Below are 20,333 nucleotides of genomic sequence, written 5' to 3'. Positions count from 1 at the left end.
GATTACACCAACCCAAACTTGCCTGCAAAGTACTTTGCCGAACCCACTATTCCAAACTCATTAAGAGCATCGCGAGTCCGCAAAGAGGAGCGTGCGATGCGATCGAGGCGGCCCTGCACAGCAGGAGCTGTGGATAAACGAGGGTTTCGAGCGAGAAAACTGGACAACTCCCGAGGCAGGGCATCGCGAACATCAGCAAGGTCGCCATCGCAGAGTCCGGTATATGCGAGCACCTTTGCGTTGTCGAGAACCCTATCGACCATGCGGTCATAACGCACCTGTGGAATATAGCCATATTCCTTAAGAGCGGGCCCACAGTGAGACTCGTATAACTCCAATGTCACCTCGCGAGTTTCAACGGGAAGTACCAAACGGTACAAGTCAAGGACATCGGCCCAAGCTTGATGCTGGGATGTCGCAGCGTTGAAGTCTTCACCCGCGGCATCGGGATTTTGAATCAACAGCGCAATCATCCACGCTACATCCTTCGCCCAAGTAAGAGCGCACTGCTTTTTCATCATCTCGGGAACGACCGGAACAGGAAGCCCCCTCATGGCACGCCAGAGCCAGAGGCCGCATTCATACGTACCCAACTGAAATCTGCCCACACCACCGCCGGAAAACGTGATTGCAGGCCGAATGATGGTCCAGTTATTAGTTGGCGAACCACGCAGGACATCCTCTTCCAACGCCTTGATGATTGCGTATTCGCCCCCGGAGCGGTACTTCTTGTCGGGACAAGACTCGAGAAGCCGAGGACTGCTCTCGTTGATAACAGGGAAATCAGCAAAGACGCGATAAGAAGAAAGGAATACGTAGCGCCCCGTCGAGCCAAGCAGAGAAGGTAATATTCTGCGAAAGGCATCGGGCGTCCACGTCATAAAGTCCACGATGGCATCATAAGAACTGTCCTTGAGCACGACGTCCAGAAAGCTTGGGTCTTTGGCGTTGCCCTGAAGGTAAGTTATAGCCCCCTCTGACCTTCTGGCGCTGCGAGAAGTAACGAAGACCTCCCAGCCCAGCGAGACAAGCCCCTTTTGGAGGTAGCCGCCCATGGCACCCGTACCGCCAAGCAGCAATGCCCTCATCGGATAAGCCCCTTCAACGCACGGACGCCTTTCTCGCCAAGAGCGGATTTGATGGCAGCCTTTGCATTGCCCATCGCACTTTCTTCGATGCCATAAAGAAGCCTGAGCGCCTCGGTATCATCTTCGGGCCGAACGAAGGCTTCGACCAACACAGGTCGCACGCGCGGCTCGGGCGAAGTCAGCATGTCAATCACCGAAAGGTACTCTTCTTTGTTCTCAACCCCCCGATACTCAAAGCCAAGATCCTCGGCGAAGTGCCGAACAAGATCACGAGATTGATGCCCATAGTGTCCGCGCGCACTCACATAAGCGTCCGCCTCTTCGCCAAGGGGATATGCACGGTTGATATGGTTCTTAAATTCAACGCCACAACCATTATTGACAATGAGAATACGCAGGTTGTTCCCCACATGGCGGTTTCCAAGCGCATTCATGTCATAGAAAAACGCGAGGTCGCCAAACACCCCAAAGCAAGGGGCGTCGGTGCCAAGCGAAGCACCCAAAAGGCTCGATACGCCACCATCGATGCCAAAACCACCGGTGTTGCAGTAGCCACGGATGCTATTGCCCTCAAAAAGGCTCCAAGTGCGAAGCGAATTGTAGATACCCATATGCACGATGGACTCTTCGGGGAAAAGCGGCATGGTTTGCTGCGCCATCCATGCGTTGGAAAATGGGAGGTCGGGAATCTTCTCCATGATCGCATCGACTTCACACATGCACTCATCGCGGAAGTTCGACACCCTCTCGCCACCCATACCGGCATATGTTTCGAAGAACCGCTGCTCGGACATTTCAAAGACATTCTTCAGGCACCCAAACGTGTCACGCACCTCACCGTCGAGATTGACGCGCCATGTCTCCTTTATTCGCCTGGGCACAGAGCCTCCGGAGGTATGACCGATATGGATGAGGATGTCGATATTCTCAGCAGAGGCAATAGCCTTTCCTTGGGAGAAGAGGAGGGACGGATTAACTCGATACTTTCCCCAGTAGTTGCTCGTCTGATCGCAAAGCACGCATGCACCATATGTCTCACAAAACGCGTCGACACTTGCAGTGAGCTCGCTATCCCAACGGCTGTGAGCGCCCACGTACACGGCAACGCGCGAACCGCGCGGAATTACTGGGAAATCATCATCCGGCGTATAGCGGAGAATGGCACGGCTCTGTTGAAGCTCGTCTGTATCGTAAACCTTGGTATAAGTGGTAGTTAGATTGATGTGAACGGGACCGCCGCCATCGCGACGAAGCTCTAGAAGTGCCCTGTTAATGGCTATGTTCGAATATGCAGCATCTTCGGCACTCTGTATGATGGGCACCTGTACGCTCAATTTAACGGTATCGACAGGCTGGACGGTCCGGTCGATAGCTTGTTGGATGTTCTGCCCAATACGAACAGCGTGTTGGGTCGATGTTACGGCGAGCACGGGAAGCTTACGATAGTACGCCTCGGTAAGTCCAGGAAAATAGTTTCTTGAGGCCGTCGCCTGCGTGCAGCTGAGTGCGACTGGCTCGCCTGTCTCCTCGGCCAATCCGCATGCAATATAGGCTGCCGAACGTTCGTCAACAGATGAATAGACCTGGAAGAACGGATCTCTTTGAAGGCTGACCACGAACGATATATTCGTGGCCCCAGGTGAGGCGACGACTTTTCGCACCCCATGCTGCTTCATGAGGCTCATGAGCATCTGGGCATTCTTCTCTTCTGTATACTTCGCACCCATACTGGGCTCCTTTCCCTTAGTTGTTCAGAAATGCTTCGAGGTCATTAGTAACCGCTAACTCGTCTAACTATGTAGCCCTCAGTTGCGTTTTCGCGGGGAATGATCCGACAGGGGTTGCCAACAGCAATGGAGTGCGCCGGAACATCTTGGTTCACGTAAGCCCCAGGAGCAATGAGCACATCGTCCCCAATGCTCACACCACCGACAACCGTGGCATTCACGCCAACAAAGACACAATTGCCCAATGTCGGCACCCCTTTGCGCTGCCCGCGGTTTTCTGCGCCAATGGTGCAGCCTTTCGAAAGGTTAACGTTCGTGCCGAGCGTCGCGTTCCCGTTGACGGTTATGGCCCACGGATGCCCAAGATACAGCCCCCCACCGCATTTGACACAGGGACCAATCTCGATACCGCAATGGTTAGATAGATGTTTGCGAGGTATTGCGAACAGCAGTTTTCTTATGCCTCCCGCTTGACATTGACGCAGGTAGAAAACATAGCGGTATCCAAGGTCCTTTGCCAGAAGCGAAAGGCTCGTTCGTTTGCTTCCGTAGGTATGGAAGGAATCAAGGGCGAATATCCTTGGCGATAATCCCATGTCCTACTCCCTTTCTTCGCCAAGTAACGACGCGAGGGCACCCCGCAAATACCGCAAGGACTGTTCCCGAAGAGCTGCGACACGCTTCGAGGAAGCGGCGTAATCGATGCTGCAGGCAATGTCGTCCGCATCCGAGACACCCCGCCGCAGGAGTCGATGCTCAAGACCGGCCATGCGAAGGAAGTTCTCGATTCGGACATTCTGAGAAGCGGAGCTTCCCGCCTTGAAACGTTCGAAAACTGAAAAGTCTCGCTCGAAAATAGACGAGAACACAAGCCCGTGGAAGGAATCCGTACACACATAGGATGCCCGGTCGATAAGGCTGAGGAACTCAAGCGGTCCAACGCCAGAAAGCGCCAATCCATCCCTACGGACATCTCCGTTGAAAACTGGAACCATTACGAGCTTGAGCCCCAAAGTCTTCGCAATCCCGCGAGCACGCTCCCAATTCTCCTCGGAACGACCGAGAAAATAACAAAGGCAATACTCATCCGAGACGAGATGCCCATCTCTGCGAGAAATGGAACGCCAGTCGTCGGCCTCGAGCAAAACAACCGGATCGCACACCACTTGGCACTCCCCGTCGCAAAGCTCCTCCACCATTCTTGCGCCCTCAGCTTCACGAGCGCTCAACGCATCAAACTTGCGAACAAGCGGCGCCATTGCAGCAGAAGCCTCAGCGGGCAGCTTGTCGCAACCAAAACTCGGCGCATAGGCAATCCTGAGCCTGTCATCGGCAACGAAGTCGAGAAAATAGCGGGGATCGTAGCATCGAGGTGACCACACCTGATCACTCCCGCATACAAACGCATCGAAATGGGAGTTCAGAATTGAGAAATCCTCAAACAAGGAGACGGGCTCAGTCTCGCGTATATATTTGGATGCAAACGCATGAAAGGCAGCATCCTTCTCATCAGATACATATGGAGCAGCACCCATTAGGCGCTGCTGGCATACACGGGCCGCCCTAAAGGGCTTGCTTTTGCGTAGCGAAGATTGATTACGCTGCTGCCAGGGTGCAGGATCGTAGTTCACGAGCCTCGCATCCGCGCCCATGTTCCGTAGCGTACGCTGCAATGCATACGCCTGAAGCACACTGCCGTAGTTCTGAGACTGATACCAGGTCATCTGCGCGATTCGAGCAATCGGTTTGCTAGAGTTCATCTACCACTCCCTTCTCTGCATTTCTCAAGCCTTCGGCAAGAAGGATGAGAGGAACGCAGACTACCGCGTTCATTGCATGCCACTCAGTGAAACCGAAGATGAAGGTGGTCAGTAACGCCGCGACATAAATTGGCTCACGAACTCCGCCCCAAGCGAAGAATCGTTTGACAAGAACAAGAATCCATGCGAAGCCCGCAATTCCGATATTGAATAGAAACGAGGCATACATGCCGTCTACGGTATGAATGTCGTGTATCGTCCCCCTGATAAGCACGATGCCCTCAAACGCATGGTGACCAAAGATGCTCAACCCAGAATAATTCCATTGAGCCCACCACAAAGCTGGCCTACCAGTTAGGAAATCACTTGCCGTTTGACTAAAGGCTGGACCAGTAAACCAAATTGCGCTAATCCAGTAAGTCAATAAAAAGAGCATTAGAGGAATTCCAAGAGTAAACCTAGGAGCCCATTTGGAGAAGCTCCTACACGAACGTCTTTTCCACACTTTTAAGATGAAAACAAACATGAAAAAAAGCAGCAAGGACACGGCCGAGGTACGGGAGCCGGCGATATAGAAAATAACCGAAGTGGCAATGCCGCCAACAAGTATCTTGACCTCAAGTCCAACATCAAATCGGCACCACATTGCCATAGCCCAGACAAAAAAGACGGCAGCACAATAGTTTGGGTGAACAAAGAGGAGCGCTCCACGGCTGGAAGAGATTCCACCAATGTTGAGCCAGGTTTTTCCAACGGATTCGCCCAGCACCCCAGCAACCACATATATGCACAGCATTGAAACGAGAATGACCGTTACGGCTCGCGCCCAAGATCGGATAATCGCCTGAAAATCGATCTCGTAAGCGGCTGACAGAATAAGCGAAGTCGTCAGCAGCACAGACTCACCGGACAATAGATAAGATAGAATTCCCAGACAAACGCCCACCAAGCCCAATCCGCTCGACGAGCCCTTTATCACGAGTACAACGGTTCTGAGCAAAAGGAAGGCGCAGCCGAACAGCTGAAAGACCTTAAGAAGCGCCTCAAACGATTCAAAAAGAATAATGGACTCTAAGAAGAACTTAACGAATAGAGACCAGAATCCCAGCCAGAAGAGCACACTGCTCATATCCATCGGCGAACGTCCCTTAGTCTGTTCAACACAAGAACTATTCACCATGTGCAAGAACCTTCCAGTACTTCTCTGCAACGTCATCCCAGGTGTATAAAGAAGCGATTCTGTATGACCGCTTAGCGACATCCCGATAAAGATTGCCGTCGTCACAGAGTTCAATAAGACGCGCAACAGCCTTATCCACCCAACAATCGCTATCGATCTCGCATCGTATGGCGCTTGAATCGTCGAACAGCGCTGCCGCGCCACAAGACCCAGAGACAATGGGCACGCAGAAGGAGGCTGCTCCCTCTAGAACGGACACATTGAAGGTGTCAAATCTGCTGAGCCCGGCATAGAAATCTGCGTTCTGGTAGAGATTCACCAGCTCATGCTTATCGGTGATCTCCCCTCGATATTCGAGCTCAACATTGCCATTCCTCGCAATCTGCTCGCAAAGAGCGCGATTGGAGCCAACGGCATCGGTATCACGTCCGCAGACAATGAGCTTAGGTCTAGTCCCTGTCCTTTCGGCATACTGGGAGAGAACGAGGAGCGCAAGGTCACAGGCCTTGCGCTCCTCGTATCCCCCGGTCGTTATAACGACCGGGGGATACGAGGAGCGCTTTTTCGAAAGCAGGCTCTTCGAATCAATCTCTCGATCCACATCAACGCCATTGCCGATGACGGTCATGTTCTTTTTGCGCCCATAAAGCCTTCCGAGCACCTTCTTCTCGAACTCGGAGACGCATATGAGATTTGGATACTCCCTAATTAGTTTCGGCTCGATCCGTAAATCTCGATCCAAAACAGGGCGGTATTTCTGCTCTTCGGCAGCAATCCCATGTACGACGAGATAATATGTGTTGCGATGATCGATCTTGGACAGCAGGCATAAGATCAGGGGAATCCTGAACCCGTTTTGATGAACGCAAATCGAATACCCCTTATAAGCAAAAGGTATCTTCGCAACCAGTCTGAGAACGTCCACAAAGGTGGAAACCTCCTCAATTTGGCAATTATGCTTTTTTGCAAGACGGGTATGCACCGCCCTCGCAACACCAAGAGGCCCCCTTGTCCCGTCGAGTCGGCCGATGAGGAGGACTTTTCCGCTAGGAACGCTCATAAACGATATCCTCTTTTTGCTCGTGCCTTGCGAGGAATTCATCTATATCCCCCACAACGCGCGCCGGATTCCCACAGATAATCGAACCGTCCGGGAAATCTCCCTTGACGATCGACCCCCCCCCGATAATGCAATCGTTCCCAATGGTGGTTCCTGGTAGAATCATGGAATTAGCCCCAATAAAGCAATTCTTGCCAATTGAAACGGGCTTAAGGAACTTGCCGTGCTCGCTACGACGGGAAAACAGCGCTTTGTCGATGCTATAATCATGGACGAGAATCGAGGTGCCATAGGATATGGTCACGCCGTCCCCAAGGGTTATCAAGTTGTAACCGGCGGCATCAAAACGACATTCGGGACTTATCCATGGGTCGCCATACTCAGAGAATTGCTTCGAGATATTGACTCCCAACCACGCCAAATAACGTGGATATAGCCGCTTGTATGTCTTGTTTGACAGCTTGTTGAGTGCCACAAGTAGGAGCTTAATCGGCATCTTTGCGAAGCGTTTATACCCCTGAGAGCCAATAGCGGCAAGATCAGCTTGCTGCATGGTTTTCCTTTCCCTTAAGCAGTTCCACTGCCTGTGAATATCCCTCTACCACGTGCGAGCGCACGTCAGCGATCGTCTCCCTGCAGCCGCCTGTGTCATACGTGATGACCGGGGTTCCGCAGGCCTCAGCCTCCAAGTTCACCGTCGGGTAGTTGTCCTCGACTGTCGGGTTGAAGAAGACGTCCGCGGTCGTGTAGATCCCGGCGAGCTCCTGCGGGGAATCCGTCCTCGTGAGACCGATGATCTCCTCCGGGAGCGATTTGATCTGCTTTGCGGAGAGACCCACGAGCACGATGGCATATCTATCGGAATCCAGCTCCCCGGCCAACCGCACGAAGTCTCCCAGACCCTTGCGCTCAGTCCAGGGGCTCGCGACGCCCAGGATCATGAAGCGGTCGCCGATGCCATGACGCTCGCGAAAATCACTCGGAGTGGGCTTGAACACTGAATTGTCGATGGTGTTGTGGCGCACCTCAATGGGATAGTCCTTCAAGAAGCTCTTCCTCACCAAATCGGCCAGCCACTGCGAAGGGCAGATGAGCGTCAAGCGCTCCGGTGGAACGCTGGTAAAGATGCGCCTCTTATCTTCGAAATTCCTCGCGCAGTTCGATTTGCAGATTGTCCTGGGATAGGCATCCGGCTGCGGGCAGCCCTCCGAGTACGCACAATGAGTCATCCATTGTGCGCACTTCACATATGTGAAGTGCGCACAATGGCCGGTGAAGGCCCAGCAATCGTGCAGGGTCCACCTCACTTGACAATGGTGGCCCGCTAGCCAGGCGAACAGCATCTCGATGTTCACGTAGTAGCCGTGAATGTTGTGCAAGTGGACGACGTCGGGGTCGATCTCGTCCAACCGAGCGAGAAGCCTCTCGGTGTCGCGTTTGGAGTAGAAGCCCATCCGGTCTCGAAGACGCGTCATCGCGCCGTGCAGATACACCTCGGGCTTGGATGCGCAGCATGCCATGTGCTCGTCGATGGTTTCATGCCTCCTGCCCCACAGGCAATAAGAGTCAACACCGGAATTCGATAGCTGGGCGTGAAGGCCGCGCATAATGGAGCCGGTCGACCCGTTGTAGAAACTATTAAGCTGAACGTAGCGCAGCGGCCTACTAAGCCCCTCTCCCAGCGTCAACGCCTCGCCGACAAGCGCTTCAGCAGTTTTAGTGTCACTCGAGGCCATTACAGACGCTTCCTCCACACCATCTTGTCCACGATGCCGGTGTAGGATTGGATGATCTTGACCACCTTGGTGGACACGTTCTCGTCGGCGTAGTCTGGCACGGGGGCCTGGGGGAGCGACCCCTCCGCGTCCAGTGCCACGGCGGTGCGGACCGCGTTCAGCAGGCCGCGCTCGTCGACGCCGGCGAGGGTGAAGCAGGCCTTGTCGAGCGCCTCGGGGCGCTCGGTGGAGGTTCGGATGCACACAGCGGGGAACGGCTTTCCGATGCTCGCGAAGAACGAGCTCTCCTCGGGCAGCGTGCCGGAGTCGGAGACCACGCAGAACGCGTCCATCTGCAGGCGGTTATAGTCGTGGAAGCCCATGGGCTCGTGCATGCGCACCAGCGGGTGCAGCTCGAAGCCGGTCTCCTCCAGGCGCTTGCGGCTGCGCGGGTGGCAGGAGTACTGGATGGGCATCTGGTACTCCTCGGCGAGCCTGTTGATGGCGCCGAAAAGCGACAGGAAGTTCGCCTCGGTGTCGATGTTCTCCTCGCGGTGCGCGGAGAGCAGCATGTACCTCCTCGGCTCGAGCCCCAGGCGCGCGTGGGTGTCGGACGCCTCGATCTTGGGGAGGTTGGCGCGCAGCACCTCGGCCATGGGCGAGCCCGTGACGTAGGTGCGCTCCGGCGCGCACCCCGTCTCCTTGAGGTAGCGGCGCGCGTGCTCGGAGTAGGCGAGGTTCACATCGGAGATCACGTCGACGATCCGGCGGTTGGTCTCCTCGGGCAGGCACTCGTCCTTGCAGCGGTTGCCGGCTTCCATGTGGAAGATCGGGATGTGCAGGCGCTTGGCCGCGATGGCCGAGAGGCAGGAGTTGGTGTCGCCGAGCACGAGCAGGGCCTCGGGCTCCACCTCCCGCATCAGGTCGTAGGAGCGGGCGATGATGTTGCCCATGGTCTCCCCCAGCCCGTCGCCCACGGCGTCCAGGTAGATGTCCGGGTCCGCCAGCTCGAGGTCGCGGAAGAAGATGCCGTTGAGAGTGTAGTCGTAGTTCTGCCCGGTGTGCGCCAGAAGGCAGTCGAAGTGCCGGCGGCACTTCTTGATGACCTCGGACAGGCGGATAACCTCGGGGCGCGTGCCAACGATGACAAGGAGTCGAAGACGACCGTCATTGGCAAAAGAGACGTTGGAGTAGTCGGCTGCCATAGGGCTAGACCTCCTCGTAATACGTGTCGGGGTTCTCGGGGTCGAAGGGCTCGTTGGCCCACATTACGGTTACGAGATCCTTGGTATCAGAAAGGTTCTCGATGCAGTGCGTGGTGCCGGGCGCCATCTCGACCACCACGGGGTCGTCGCCGGAGACGCGGTACTCGTCCACGGGGAACGGGCGGCCGTCGGCGTCCAGGCCGACGCGGCGCAGGCGGATGGACGCCTCGCCGGAGACCACCAGGAAGCGCTCCCACTTGGAGTGGTGCCAGTGGTTGCCCTTCGTGACGCCTGGCCCGGAGACGTTGACGGAGACCTGGCCGCGCTCCGGGGTGCGCAGGAACTCGGTGAAGGAGCCGCGCTCGTCGCGGTTGGCCTTGAGCGCGTAGGCCCGCGAGCCCTCGTCGTAGTAGCTCTCGAACGTGCTCCACAGCTTCTTGGAGAACGAGCCATCCGCGAGGTCGGGCACCGAGAGGTCGGCGCGGCTCGCCCTGAACGACTCGAGCAGGTCGACGATCTCGCCCAGCGTGGCGCGGTCGGTGGGACGGCACGCGCAGAAGTCGTCGCCCTCGATCTCCGCAAGCCCGTCGTAGCCGCAGTGGCGCTCCTCCCCCAGCAGGGCGGAGAGCATCTCGGCGACCAGGTCGTCGATGTAGAGGAGCTCCAGCTCGACCGAAGGGTCGTTGACCGTGTATTCGCGGTCATTTGCTATAGCATCGCAGAAGGTCGCGACGGCGGAGTTGTAGTTGGGGCAGCACCACTTGCCGTAGAGGTTGGGGAACCGGTAGATGAGCACCGGCGCGCCCGTGCGATCTGAATACGAGCGGAACAGCTCCTCCCCCGCCAGCTTGGACTCGCCGTACGCCGATCCCGCGTAGCGCCCGACCAGGCTCGCCTGGACGGAGCTCGCGAGCATCACGGGGCACGCGTTGCCATGGCGCTCGAGCGCCGCGAGCAGGTCGGAGGCGAACCCGAAGTTGCCCGCCATGAACTCCGCCGGGTCCTCGGGGCGGTTTACGCCCGCGAGGTTGAACACGAAGTCGGCACGGGCGCACATCGCGTCCAGCTCCTCCGCCGTGGTCCCGAGGTCGCACTCCATGACCTCGAGCGGCAGGAGCGCCCGGAAGCGCTCGCGACGGTCCTTGCCGTCGCGGATGGCCTTCAGGGCCTCGCAGAGGTTGCGGCCGACGAACCCCTTCGCGCCGGTGACCAGGACGCGCATCCTACTGCACCGCCTCGTGCTCGCGGCCCTCGAGGGCCAACTGGACGTACTCGGCGGTCTTGATCTTGGCGATGGTGCCCTCCACGTCGAGCCTCTCGGTGTTGTGGGAGGTGTAGGCCTCGTCGGCCTGCGTCTTGACCTCCCCCTCGACGAAGAACTTGTCGTAGTTGAGGTCGCGGGAGTCGCAGGCGACGCGGTAGTAGCCGCCCATGTCCTCGGCCCTCAGGCGCTCCTCGCGGGTCATGAGGGTCTCGTAGAGCTTCTCGCCGTGGCGGGTGCCGATCACCTTGGTGCCCACGTGCCCGAACACCTCCTGGACCGCCTCGGCCAGGTCTCCGATCGTGGAGGCCGGGGCCTTCTGGACGAACAGGTCGCCGGGGTCGGCGTGCTCGAAGGCGAACTGCACGAGGTCGACCGCCTCGTCGAGGTTCATGAGGAAGCGGGTCATGCTGGGGTCGGTCACGGTGAGCGGCTCGCCGCGGCGGATGCGGTCGATGAACAGCGGGATGACGCTGCCGCGCGAGCACATCACGTTGCCGTAGCGCGTGCAGCAGATGGTGGTGCGGCCCGCGCCGTTGCGGGCGTTGGCGTAGATGATCGACTCCATCATGGCCTTCGACTTGCCCATGGCGTTGATGGGGTAGGCGGCCTTGTCGGTGGACAGGCACACGACCTTCTCCACTCCCTCGGCGATGGCGGCGTGCAGCACGTTGTCGGTGCCGATGACGTTGGTGCGCACGGCCTCCATGGGGAAGAACTCGCATGAGGGCACCTGCTTGAGCGCCGCCGCGTGGAAGACGTGGTCCACGCCGCGCATCGCGTCGCGCACGGACTGGGCGTCGCGCACGTCGCCGATGAAGAACCGCACCTTGGAGGCGAGCTCGGGGCTCCGCTCCTGGAGCCGGTGGCGCATGTCGTCCTGCTTCTTCTCGTCGCGGGAGAAGATGCGGATCTCCCCGAGGTCCGTGTCGACGAAGTGCTTGAGCACGGTGTTGCCGAAGCTGCCCGTGCCGCCCGTGATCATGAGGGTCTTGCCTGCGAACGAAGCCATCTATTTGTTCTCCTTCTTCCTCTTGCTACCGGTGACCTGGTAGAACATGAATTTCGAATTGGTGACGAAATAGCGCCCGAACAGGCGCTTTGGCTCCTGGATAAGGCGGTAGAGCCACTCCAGGCTGAGGTTTTGCATCCACACGGGCGCCTCGGGCGTGATGCCGGCCAGGATGTTGAACGCTCCGCCGACTCCGACCATGAGGCCGTCGATGCTGCCGCGCATCCTATGGCAGAAGCACTCCTGGCGCGGTGCGCCCAGCGCGACCCAGACGAAGTCCGGCTCGGTGCGGTTGATGCGCCCCGCCAGCTCAGCCTCCTCCAAGGGAGTCATATCCCTGAACACGGAGGGCTCGGCGCCGCAGATGTCGATGCCGGGGTAGTCGCGCTCAAGCGCCTCCACGAGGGCGTCGAGGTTCTCCCGCGTGTTGCCGTAGAGGTAATGGCGGTACCCGCGCTCCGCAGAGACCTCGAAGACCTCCCGCATGAGGTCCGGGCCGGTGACGCGGCTCATCGTGGGGACCGCCTTTCTTCCCACAACGGAGAGCGGCTTACCATCGGGAACCGACATGAGGGACTCGGTCTGGACGCGGTAGTACGCCGGATCGTCGTGGGCCATCACGGTCGTGTGCGCATTCGACACGCAGATGTACTCTCCCTTGATCTCCGTAAGATGCTCGGAGATGAAAGCGAGGGCGTCGCCCATGTTCGTGGCGGTGATGGGGACGTCGATGATCGGCGTTCGGGCGAGCCGCGGGTCGGACGGGCCGTGCATCTACGCCGCCCCCTTCCCGGTGAAGACCACGGCGACGGTCTGCAGGATGAGCTTCAGATCCGTCATCACGCCGCGGCGCGCGATGTAGCCAAGGTCCAGCCGCACCATGTCGTCGAAGTCCACGTCCGAGCGGCCGCCCACCTGCCAGGGGCCGGTGAGGCCCGGCTTCACGGCCAGGCGCTGCATGGCCCACTCGTCGTACTGCGCGACCTCGCGCGGAAGCGGCGGGCGCGGGCCCACCACGGACATGTCGCCCATGAACACGTTGAGGAACTGCGGGAACTCGTCGATGGAGTGCCTGCGGATGAAGCGGCCGATGCGCGTGACGCGCGGGTCGTCCCTCATCTTGAACATGGGGCCCTCGACCTCGTTCTCGGCCAATAGGGCGTCCTTCATCTGGTCGGCGCCCTTCACCATGGAGCGGAACTTCCACATGGTGAACTCGCGCGGCCTGCCGTCCGCGCCGATGCGCCCCACGCGCCTCTGGCGGTACAGCGGGCATCCCGGGCTCTCGACGGCGATCGCGGCGCACAGCACCGCGGACGGCACGATCGCCGCGGCGATCACGCACGCGGAGAAGGCGATGTCGAACGCGCGCTTCACGAAGCGGTAGCCCAGGCGCTCGCGGTCGAAGGCCTCGGCGTTGCGCATGAGCGATAACAAACGCACGGAGCATTCGCCCTCTTGGACAGACTCACGGGTGTCAACAACGGGAACCTTCACATCGGCGGGGACAGCAACGTTGCCCAAAGTTGCGGCGGGCTTTATCGACACGCCCTCGTCCTCCGCATGCCCCCGCCATGTCTTCTGCGTCTCATTGGTCACTTTTGAACGCCCCCCCCCCCCGGACTTTTTTCATTGCCGGGGAGGTTCCTCCCCTCATGTACGTGCGTCTTTGCTGTGATGACTTACTCTTTGGGTGCTCCTATGTCTTGATTGGGATGTCCAGCGGAAGCGTCTCCAAAAAGCCCCGTCCGGGCTCTCCCACGCGCACCCAGCAGCGGCGCTTGTGCCGGTCGACCTTGGTAATGAGGGCTTCGCAACCAACCAAAGGACCGTCCGTGACGCTCAGCTCGCCATGGAGGATCACCGCGGTGCTGCTGCGGATCACGCGCTCACTGCCCGCAACCCTCTCAAAAAAGGCACGTGCATCTTCCGAAAGCGGCATGATCGAGCGCTCTGTGGCCCCCACCAAGTCCACGTGGAAACTCAGCTTTTGCAGCGCGCTATTCAGGCCGTGAGCATCGCTGGATACGACAAATAGGTACTCGGGGTACATCTGCACACGACGGATTGACCACACTCCGTTGCGCTTTTCCCAGCGCTCCTTTGAAAGCGTGAAGGCATCCGCGAGCAGGTTTTTCGGGATGAGCTTGAGCAGCTTGTCAGCTGTGGCATGCTCCATACTCATGGGCGTATGGACCAGGTACCAACGCATATTCCCACGCGGCACGCGACGCCCCGCGGGCAAACCCGCAGGTGTCAAGCTCAGTTGTGGCGAAGCGGCTCGCATGGCCCTCCCCGATGGTGCAGCCCCGCACGCACGCGACGCGCAAAAGTGCACCTTTTCAAAGCCTTTTAAAACGTACCCATTTTACCAATGATTCCGAAATAAAACCCAGCAATCGACAACTTCATATCTTGTCATCGAGTTGAGTAACCCCTCTCTAAAAAGGTGCACTTATTCACACCTCAGCCCGTTGTCTTTTTTGACCCCATCTTCCCTCAGCCATTTATCAAAAGTCGAAACCGATATCTCGAGACGTCGCGCTGCCTCGGCGCGAGTGACGCGCCCGTCCAGATACCCTTCTTTCGTGACCCCATACGCTGCCGGGCGTTGTTTTTTGGGCCTGCCAAAGCGCACACCCCGAGCCTTGGCGGCGACTATGCCCTCACGTTGGCGCTGCCGAATGCTCTCCCGCTCAACTTGGGCAACGTAGGACAGCAGCTGTAGCACGATATCGGAGATCAGCATGCCCGTCACGCCATCGCACTCGTTCCGGGAGTCGAGCAGAGGCATATCCAACACAACGACATCCGCGCGCAGGTTTTTTATAAGGGCGCGCCATTGGTCTATGATCTCCTCGTAGTTCCTGCCGAGTCGGTCGATGCTCTTTACCACCAATACGTCGCCCTCACGCAACACGTTCACGAGACGTGTCCACTCCGGCCGGTCGAAATTCTTGCCACTCGCCTTGTCGGCGAAGATATGCTCCCGCCGAACACCAAACTCCTCAAGCGCCCTCAACTGGCGATCGAGATTCTGCTCGCGAGTGCTCACGCGCGCGTAACCGTATATGGTGCCCATCATGAACCTCCTTCATATCGGGGGCTGAAAACAAGCCCTCTTCCCGCTCATAACCGATATGAGCTTCGAAGTGAAGGTTATCGATAGGCGTTAAGCCCCTCTTCCGACGCGGCTTTTCCATGCCGCGGGAGGGCGGGCTCCACTCGCATTTTTTCGCATTCCAGCGCGTGATTCGCACTTACCTTGCCTTCCGATGTATTCGGTTGGTGCTACACACGGCCTCGCGCAGGGTTGCCGCCCATATGCGCGGGACCTATTTCGTCACTCCTCCGATTCCTTCGAAGACCTGACCTCTTCGCTCTTGTCGAGAAAGTCGGCAAACGTCTCCTGCTTTGAAACTCTCAATGGCCTGTAATCAGCAACGCTCAGAATCCTGTATCGGGGATTCTTCATCTTCCCGCTCCTAGTTCGCCTCTCGGTTACCTCAAGGTCAACCTGAATTAGATCTCCAGCGTTGAAGCGAACGGTGCCGTCTGCAAGATCATCCAAAAAACTCTTGTCTTCGATGCGCACGCTTTTGTACGTAAGGACGTCGCTGCCCGATCCAAATTGAAAGGTATATCCCTTCTCGGCTCCGCCATATGAGCCGGCGAGCGGCCTCAACCATATCCCCCTATTTATGTACGACGTCTCGCTGACCTCGAGCTCATCCGCCGACGAGGCGGTCCTAGCATACGCGTTGAGGTCGCTTGCGTCATCCCTTGAAAAAGAGGAGCCTTCAGCAAGGCCATCGTCCTCCTCCTTGGGATTGCGCATGTAGATATTCACCTGTTGGACCGTGCCGTTAAACTCCGCGACAGGACCGACCGCCACATCCCTGTATAGCTCAGCAATCGTAGGATTCTGCACCGCCCGATGTGTGGCCTCATCAACCGTCACGGCATTGTCGCCTTTTCCGTAAGTGTAGGACCCGTCGCCATTGTCCACGAATCGGTCGATCGCCCCTCGCACCTTCCGGACAATCCACGGAATGCCTTTCGCTCCGCCATAGCAGAAACCGAGTATCTCGATCGCGTTGAGCACGGCGTCGACGTTCTGGCTCGTCAGCAAATCTACGATGCCGCTTTCGACAATGAACTCGGTGATAAAGGAGCCCTCTTTGAATGGGCGCACCCTGATCTTGAGCTCACCGTCGTATCCTGCCTCTCGGACAGTCAGGCGCACGAGGTCGTCGAACTTATTAAGGTATTTGATTAAATCGTAAACATCGACCCCTTCATCCGGGTCGACGCCTCCAAGTCTATAAACGACTTCCCTGCGTTCCACAACGAACCTCCCGAACATGCGGCACCTCCAGGCCCGAGCGTATTGTTCTGCCCGAACAAGATAGCGTGCCTGTCTATTCCGTCTTCAGACCGGATCTGAAACATCAGTCACTTCTGACGGACAACAGGGTTTGTCCGTCAAATTTCGATATTTCTGACGGACAAATCCGGTTTTCCGTCAAATGCGCCCGACTAGGAGAGGCGAACCCCTTCGGTAATTTCCAGAAGCTCCGTGAACTCAAGGAGGGCAGGCTGGCTTCCACGGTGAGGCCTATTCCTCCGCAGCGGGAGGAAGGACGGCTCCGTCAAGTGCCCTGATAGTCGGATTCTCTCTCAGTGCGTCAAGCTGTTGGGAAGCCATTTCCCTCAGGTAGACAACCCTCTCCTCTCTGGAATGCCCCTCCTTGATGAGCTGTGCATTCATGCTCTCAAGGTTTGCGAGCACAATGAGCTGATGCAGCGTCGCGCCATCCCTGACGTTCCCCTTTTCAGCAGGATTGGCATCGCGCCACTGTCTTGCCGTCATTCCGAACAAGGCGACGTTCAGCACATCGGCCTCATTGGCATAGACGAACTGCTTCGCCTTGCCCCGGGCAATCGGCTCCAGGTGCTCCTTCACCGCATCGGTATGAATGCGATAGTTGATCTTCGTGAACAGCCTCTTCTCATTCCAGTCGAGCGACAAACGGCTGTTCTCATCACTTTTCAGACGTTGATAGTCCTGGATCACATAGAGCTTGAACTCCGGGGACACCCACGACGCGAATTCGAAGGCAATGTCGACGTGAGCGAACGTTCCGCTGCCGTACCTGCCCCTTTTGCTCTTTATCCCGATAGCTCCAGTCGATCGTATCCACTTGGTCGGGGACATGGTGAAGGCGTTGCGGCCAGACTCCAACCTAAAGAGGTCGAATTCGACCTCTTTAAAATCGGGGTTGTGAAGACGTTCCCAGACGCCGAGAAATTCAATGGTCTCCCTGCTCCGCATCCAGTTCTTCACGACATCACCGGGTTCATCGCTGCGATATCTTGCGATATCCGTCAGCGAGATATAGTCGTCTCGATCTCCTGTTGATGAGACCGATATATCAACCCCGAGCGCAGTTATCTTCCCGCTTATCTCCTTCGGCGGCATTTCAAACTCCTCTCTCCGACCATTTCCCTACTCCATCTCCTCGGCGGGCTGGAACCAGACCACGGTGCCGACGTACTCGACCGTGCGCTCCCCCTCCCCCGTTATGACTATGTCCTCGTACGAGTCGTCCCACGAGTCCGGGGACAGCACGATGATGCGCCCCGTGTTGCACAGGCGGCGCATCACGTAGTCCGCGCCGTCGATGGAGACCGCCGCCACCGAGCCGTTGCGAGGCTTTCGGGTTTCAGATCGAACTTTACCAGCAAGGCATCAATGTTCTCGGGTATGCCCATCTTGCCTCCTTACGTTGTATTCAATTTTACATAGTGATATTTCATTCTTCGTAATTGTCTTTTCGGTTTATATAGCGTACGGTTCTCCAAAGACTTCCGACTCTCTTTTCCATGCGCGGGGCGATTGCCAAATAGTTGCCATTCGGGCATGCGGCAGGAAGATACAGGAAAAAGAAAACGTCCCCTGAGCTGCGATAACTCAGGGGACGCATCATTCACACTGGCGGAGAGCTGGGGATTCGAACCCCAGATGGGCTTGTGGCCCATACTCGCTTAGCAGGCGAGCACCTTCGGCCTCTCGGTCAGCTCTCCGGAACAGCTAGTCGATGATAACGCACTTCCCAGGGCTTGAACAGGGCATAGGGGCAATAATTCAAAACTAGCCCAAGAAACCGGGACCGACCACGAGGCTCTCGCGATGGTCGCGCACCCAATCCCAGGAGAACCCTTCGACAAGCCGCTCCGCCGTGAGCGGGGCCGCATCCGGCCGAAGGCCCAACGCGAACGCGAGCCTCCCCAGCAGCTCATCCGACGTGGCGAAGCGCGCGCGGAGCTCCCCCATGTCGAGGTCGCGATCGCGTTTGGAAAGGCGTCTGCCATCGGGGGCGACCAAAAGCGGCACGTGCGCATACTCGGGATGCGCATACCCCAGGAGATCCTGCAGGTACATTTGGCGGGCGGTCGATCCCAGCAGATCGCAACCGCGAACGACCTCGGTGACACCCATCTCGGCGTCGTCCACGACGACGGCCAGCTGATAGGCGAAGACCCCGTCGCTGCGGCGCACGAGGAAATCCCCGCACTCCCGGGAAAGGTCCTCGATGCGCTCGCCGTACGTCCGGTCGACGAACCTCACGACGCGCGAGCTCATGGCGGTCCGGCCCCCAAAGCCCATGCCGGGATCGCCCGGGTCGTCGACCGCGGGCACCCGCAGGCGCACCGCGGGAGGCCGGAGGGCGGAACGCTCGGCGACCTGCGCGCTCGTCAAATCTCGACACGTGCCCGCGTACACAGGCGTGCCGTCGCTGGCATGGGGCGCACTTGCGGCATGAAGCTCGGCGCGCGTGCAAAAACAGGGGTACAGAAGGCCCAGCGCGTCCAACTTGGCCAACGCGGCACCATACAGGTCCAGGCGCTCGGTCTGGTAATAGGGTCCCTCGTCCCAATCGAGGCCCAGCCAACGCAGGTCATCCATGAGCAGCTCGGTCCACGGGCCGCTGCGGGCGCGGTCGTCGAGATCCTCGATGCGAAGGACAATCCTGCCGCCTTGGCTGCGGACCGACAGCCACGCCAAAAGCGAGGCGGCGACGTTTCCCAGATGCATGCGCCCCGTGGGTGAGGGCGCAAAACGACCCACAACCGGAAGCACCCCGCACTCCGGCACCCCACGCTCCGCACTTTCGACGCGGGCCCCATGCAATGCGCCGTCCATCGCGGCTACGCCCACGGATCGCGCTCGAAGAGGGGCTCGGGGTCGGGACGGCGGTCGGAATACGGGTCATACCCGTCGTCATCCTCGTTCTCCGCGCGGATGCACGGGTCCTCATACGCAGGCGCGCGCCGGTCCTCAACTGTCCTCTGCGTTTCGCACATGAGCCCTCCCTCTACATTGAAGACAAAAGGCATGGTAACGCATCCCACCAACTTCATTGAAGCGCACGTCTGGCAAGCTCGAAGCAGCCAAAGATACCCTGATTGCCAAGAAGCGAATTATTTACTATGTATGTTTCAGGATTGCATGTTTCCGGCGTTTTGAAATACCCATTTAAAAGCTCTTTAAATGCTCTTCTGGCATAGGAAACTACAGGGGTATTGTCTGCAACGCCACCACCAATGATTATTTTCTGCGGAGCGTAACACAGCGCAAATGTAACGAGCGCCTGTCCAAGATAACCAGCTAGGAGTTTTATCGCGTCGTCATCACCGGCAATATCTGAAGCGCTCATACCTTTCCAGCGCTTTGCAATTGCCGGGCCGGCAATTAAACCCTCAAGACAATTTGTATGGAAGGGGCAGGCGGATTCATTAACGGGCATTGGATCCAAAGGATCTCGAGCCAAAACGACGTGCCCCGCCTCTGGGTGCAGGATTCCATGGAGGAGCTGGCCCTGGACCATAACTCCAGCGCCAACTCCTGTCCCTATTGTCAAATAAACCACATTTTTCAAGCCTCGAGCGCAGCCATATACGACCTCTCCAAGACATGCGGCGTTGACATCAGTGTCATATCCCATTGGCACATCCAATTTAGCCTTCAACGATCCCAGCAGGTCAAAATGTGACCATGCGCGTTTAGGCGTTTCCAAGATACTGCCATAATTCGGCGAAGACGGGTCGACCGCGGTGGGTCCAAATGCGCCAATTCCAAGCGCATCTATGTTCCATTTTGAAAACCATTCCGCACAGGCATCCACCGTGTCATCTGGATTGCCCGTGTCAATTCGACAACTACCGGCTATCGTGCCATCTGCATACCCAACCGCGCACACCATCTTTGTGCCGCCCGCCTCGAGTGCGCCAAATAACCCCGAATCGTTCATGTCTCACCTT

Annotated in this window: 21 protein-coding genes and 1 tRNA gene; all 22 read right to left on the bottom strand. The window is 57.8% G+C overall.

Features of this window, described 5'->3' with window-relative positions; all coding sequences use genetic code 11:
• Positions 1 to 2: 2 nt before the first annotated feature.
• Positions 3 to 1,088 (bottom strand): NAD-dependent epimerase/dehydratase family protein, encoded by a 1,086-nt coding sequence (locus DWV48_RS03495; RefSeq protein ID WP_118653467.1) that lies wholly within the window; start codon positions 1,086 to 1,088, stop codon positions 3 to 5.
• Entirely contained in the window at positions 1,085 to 2,815 is a 1,731-nt protein-coding gene (locus DWV48_RS03490) for a thiamine pyrophosphate-binding protein (RefSeq protein ID WP_199588886.1), read from the bottom strand. Before DWV48_RS03490 ends, DWV48_RS03495 begins: the two co-directional genes overlap by 4 nt.
• Positions 2,816 to 2,859: 44 nt before the next feature.
• Entirely contained in the window at positions 2,860 to 3,411 is a 552-nt protein-coding gene (locus DWV48_RS03485; protein ID WP_118653466.1) for a serine acetyltransferase, read from the bottom strand.
• Between the two features lie 3 nt (positions 3,412 to 3,414).
• Complete coding sequence (locus tag DWV48_RS03480; protein ID WP_118653465.1) at positions 3,415 to 4,575, bottom strand: polysaccharide pyruvyl transferase family protein; 1,161 nt, start codon at positions 4,573 to 4,575, stop codon at positions 3,415 to 3,417.
• On the bottom strand, positions 4,565 to 5,755 hold the full coding sequence (locus DWV48_RS03475; RefSeq protein ID WP_147352836.1) for a hypothetical protein: 1,191 nt from the start codon (positions 5,753 to 5,755) through the stop codon (positions 4,565 to 4,567). Before DWV48_RS03475 ends, DWV48_RS03480 begins: the two co-directional genes overlap by 11 nt.
• Entirely contained in the window at positions 5,745 to 6,815 is a 1,071-nt protein-coding gene (locus DWV48_RS03470; RefSeq protein WP_158574809.1) for a glycosyltransferase family 4 protein, read from the bottom strand. Before DWV48_RS03470 ends, DWV48_RS03475 begins: the two co-directional genes overlap by 11 nt.
• Positions 6,802 to 7,368 carry a DapH/DapD/GlmU-related protein gene (locus tag DWV48_RS03465; RefSeq protein WP_118653462.1) on the bottom strand — a complete coding sequence of 189 codons (567 nt, stop codon included), beginning with the start codon at positions 7,366 to 7,368 and terminating at the stop codon, positions 6,802 to 6,804. Before DWV48_RS03465 ends, DWV48_RS03470 begins: the two co-directional genes overlap by 14 nt.
• Complete coding sequence (locus DWV48_RS03460) at positions 7,355 to 8,551, bottom strand: glycosyltransferase (RefSeq protein WP_118653461.1); 1,197 nt, start codon at positions 8,549 to 8,551, stop codon at positions 7,355 to 7,357. Before DWV48_RS03460 ends, DWV48_RS03465 begins: the two co-directional genes overlap by 14 nt.
• A complete protein-coding gene (locus DWV48_RS03455; protein ID WP_118653460.1) occupies positions 8,551 to 9,735 on the bottom strand; it encodes a UDP-N-acetyl glucosamine 2-epimerase in 1,185 nt (394 codons plus the stop codon). Before DWV48_RS03455 ends, DWV48_RS03460 begins: the two co-directional genes overlap by 1 nt.
• Before the next feature lie 4 nt (positions 9,736 to 9,739).
• Complete coding sequence (locus tag DWV48_RS03450; protein WP_118653459.1) at positions 9,740 to 10,957, bottom strand: NAD-dependent epimerase/dehydratase family protein; 1,218 nt, start codon at positions 10,955 to 10,957, stop codon at positions 9,740 to 9,742.
• Between the two features lies 1 nt (position 10,958).
• Positions 10,959 to 12,008, bottom strand: a complete 1,050-nt coding sequence (locus tag DWV48_RS03445; RefSeq protein ID WP_118653458.1) for a polysaccharide biosynthesis protein — start codon at positions 12,006 to 12,008, stop codon at positions 10,959 to 10,961.
• Positions 12,009 to 12,782 (bottom strand): WecB/TagA/CpsF family glycosyltransferase, encoded by a 774-nt coding sequence (locus DWV48_RS03440; protein WP_118653457.1) that lies wholly within the window; start codon positions 12,780 to 12,782, stop codon positions 12,009 to 12,011.
• Positions 12,783 to 13,607 (bottom strand): sugar transferase, encoded by an 825-nt coding sequence (locus DWV48_RS03435; RefSeq protein WP_233546101.1) that lies wholly within the window; start codon positions 13,605 to 13,607, stop codon positions 12,783 to 12,785.
• Positions 13,608 to 13,707: 100 nt separating this feature from the next.
• Complete coding sequence (locus DWV48_RS03430; protein WP_118653456.1) at positions 13,708 to 14,220, bottom strand: transcription termination/antitermination NusG family protein; 513 nt, start codon at positions 14,218 to 14,220, stop codon at positions 13,708 to 13,710.
• A 243-nt stretch (positions 14,221 to 14,463) separates the two neighbouring features.
• On the bottom strand, positions 14,464 to 15,093 hold the full coding sequence (locus tag DWV48_RS03425; RefSeq protein ID WP_233546099.1) for a recombinase family protein: 630 nt from the start codon (positions 15,091 to 15,093) through the stop codon (positions 14,464 to 14,466).
• Between the two features lie 258 nt (positions 15,094 to 15,351).
• On the bottom strand, positions 15,352 to 16,374 hold the full coding sequence (locus DWV48_RS03420) for a hypothetical protein (protein ID WP_118653455.1): 1,023 nt from the start codon (positions 16,372 to 16,374) through the stop codon (positions 15,352 to 15,354).
• Positions 16,375 to 16,626: 252 nt separating this feature from the next.
• On the bottom strand, positions 16,627 to 17,490 hold the full coding sequence (locus tag DWV48_RS03415; protein ID WP_118653454.1) for a KilA-N domain-containing protein: 864 nt from the start codon (positions 17,488 to 17,490) through the stop codon (positions 16,627 to 16,629).
• A gap of 27 nt (positions 17,491 to 17,517) precedes the next feature.
• Positions 17,518 to 17,709 (bottom strand): hypothetical protein, encoded by a 192-nt coding sequence (locus DWV48_RS09155; protein WP_118653453.1) that lies wholly within the window; start codon positions 17,707 to 17,709, stop codon positions 17,518 to 17,520.
• 295 nt (positions 17,710 to 18,004) lie between these two features.
• Positions 18,005 to 18,095 (bottom strand) — tRNA-Ser (locus DWV48_RS03405).
• A gap of 67 nt (positions 18,096 to 18,162) precedes the next feature.
• Entirely contained in the window at positions 18,163 to 19,215 is a 1,053-nt protein-coding gene (gene gluQRS, locus DWV48_RS03400) for a tRNA glutamyl-Q(34) synthetase GluQRS (protein ID WP_118653512.1), read from the bottom strand.
• Between the two features lie 5 nt (positions 19,216 to 19,220).
• Complete coding sequence (locus DWV48_RS09150; RefSeq protein WP_158574807.1) at positions 19,221 to 19,376, bottom strand: hypothetical protein; 156 nt, start codon at positions 19,374 to 19,376, stop codon at positions 19,221 to 19,223.
• 53 nt (positions 19,377 to 19,429) lie between these two features.
• Entirely contained in the window at positions 19,430 to 20,323 is an 894-nt protein-coding gene (locus tag DWV48_RS03395; RefSeq protein WP_118653452.1) for an ROK family protein, read from the bottom strand.
• Positions 20,324 to 20,333: the final 10 nt, after the last annotated feature.

The organism is Collinsella sp. AF08-23, assembly GCF_003479805.1.
Lineage (GTDB): Bacteria > Actinomycetota > Coriobacteriia > Coriobacteriales > Coriobacteriaceae > Collinsella.
The sequence above is the reverse complement of the archived record's forward strand: the minus strand, read 5'-3'. Positions and strand labels throughout refer to the sequence as shown.

What these genes read in the sequence shown, in the direction of transcription:
- DWV48_RS03415 (WP_118653454.1), bottom strand. Translation starts at nt 17,490, where the DNA reads ATGCCGCCGAAGGAGATAAGCGGGAAGATAACTGCGCTCGGGGTTGAT.
- DWV48_RS03460 (WP_118653461.1), bottom strand. Translation starts at nt 8,551, where the DNA reads ATGGCCTCGAGTGACACTAAAACTGCTGAAGCGCTTGTCGGCGAGGCG.
- DWV48_RS03440 (WP_118653457.1), bottom strand. Translation starts at nt 12,782, where the DNA reads ATGCACGGCCCGTCCGACCCGCGGCTCGCCCGAACGCCGATCATCGAC.
- gluQRS (WP_118653512.1), bottom strand. Translation starts at nt 19,215, where the DNA reads ATGGACGGCGCATTGCATGGGGCCCGCGTCGAAAGTGCGGAGCGTGGG.
- DWV48_RS03490 (WP_199588886.1), bottom strand. Translation starts at nt 2,815, where the DNA reads ATGGGTGCGAAGTATACAGAAGAGAAGAATGCCCAGATGCTCATGAGC.
- DWV48_RS03495 (WP_118653467.1), bottom strand. Translation starts at nt 1,088, where the DNA reads ATGAGGGCATTGCTGCTTGGCGGTACGGGTGCCATGGGCGGCTACCTC.
- DWV48_RS03485 (WP_118653466.1), bottom strand. Translation starts at nt 3,411, where the DNA reads ATGGGATTATCGCCAAGGATATTCGCCCTTGATTCCTTCCATACCTAC.
- DWV48_RS03480 (WP_118653465.1), bottom strand. Translation starts at nt 4,575, where the DNA reads ATGAACTCTAGCAAACCGATTGCTCGAATCGCGCAGATGACCTGGTAT.
- DWV48_RS09150 (WP_158574807.1), bottom strand. Translation starts at nt 19,376, where the DNA reads ATGTGCGAAACGCAGAGGACAGTTGAGGACCGGCGCGCGCCTGCGTAT.
- DWV48_RS03395 (WP_118653452.1), bottom strand. Translation starts at nt 20,323, where the DNA reads ATGAACGATTCGGGGTTATTTGGCGCACTCGAGGCGGGCGGCACAAAG.
- DWV48_RS03455 (WP_118653460.1), bottom strand. Translation starts at nt 9,735, where the DNA reads ATGGCAGCCGACTACTCCAACGTCTCTTTTGCCAATGACGGTCGTCTT.
- DWV48_RS03475 (WP_147352836.1), bottom strand. Translation starts at nt 5,755, where the DNA reads ATGGTGAATAGTTCTTGTGTTGAACAGACTAAGGGACGTTCGCCGATG.
- DWV48_RS03465 (WP_118653462.1), bottom strand. Translation starts at nt 7,368, where the DNA reads ATGCAGCAAGCTGATCTTGCCGCTATTGGCTCTCAGGGGTATAAACGC.
- DWV48_RS03425 (WP_233546099.1), bottom strand. Translation starts at nt 15,093, where the DNA reads ATGATGGGCACCATATACGGTTACGCGCGCGTGAGCACTCGCGAGCAG.
- DWV48_RS03470 (WP_158574809.1), bottom strand. Translation starts at nt 6,815, where the DNA reads ATGAGCGTTCCTAGCGGAAAAGTCCTCCTCATCGGCCGACTCGACGGG.
- DWV48_RS03430 (WP_118653456.1), bottom strand. Translation starts at nt 14,220, where the DNA reads ATGCGTTGGTACCTGGTCCATACGCCCATGAGTATGGAGCATGCCACA.
- DWV48_RS03420 (WP_118653455.1), bottom strand. Translation starts at nt 16,374, where the DNA reads ATGTTCGGGAGGTTCGTTGTGGAACGCAGGGAAGTCGTTTATAGACTT.
- DWV48_RS03445 (WP_118653458.1), bottom strand. Translation starts at nt 12,008, where the DNA reads ATGGCTTCGTTCGCAGGCAAGACCCTCATGATCACGGGCGGCACGGGC.
- DWV48_RS03450 (WP_118653459.1), bottom strand. Translation starts at nt 10,957, where the DNA reads ATGCGCGTCCTGGTCACCGGCGCGAAGGGGTTCGTCGGCCGCAACCTC.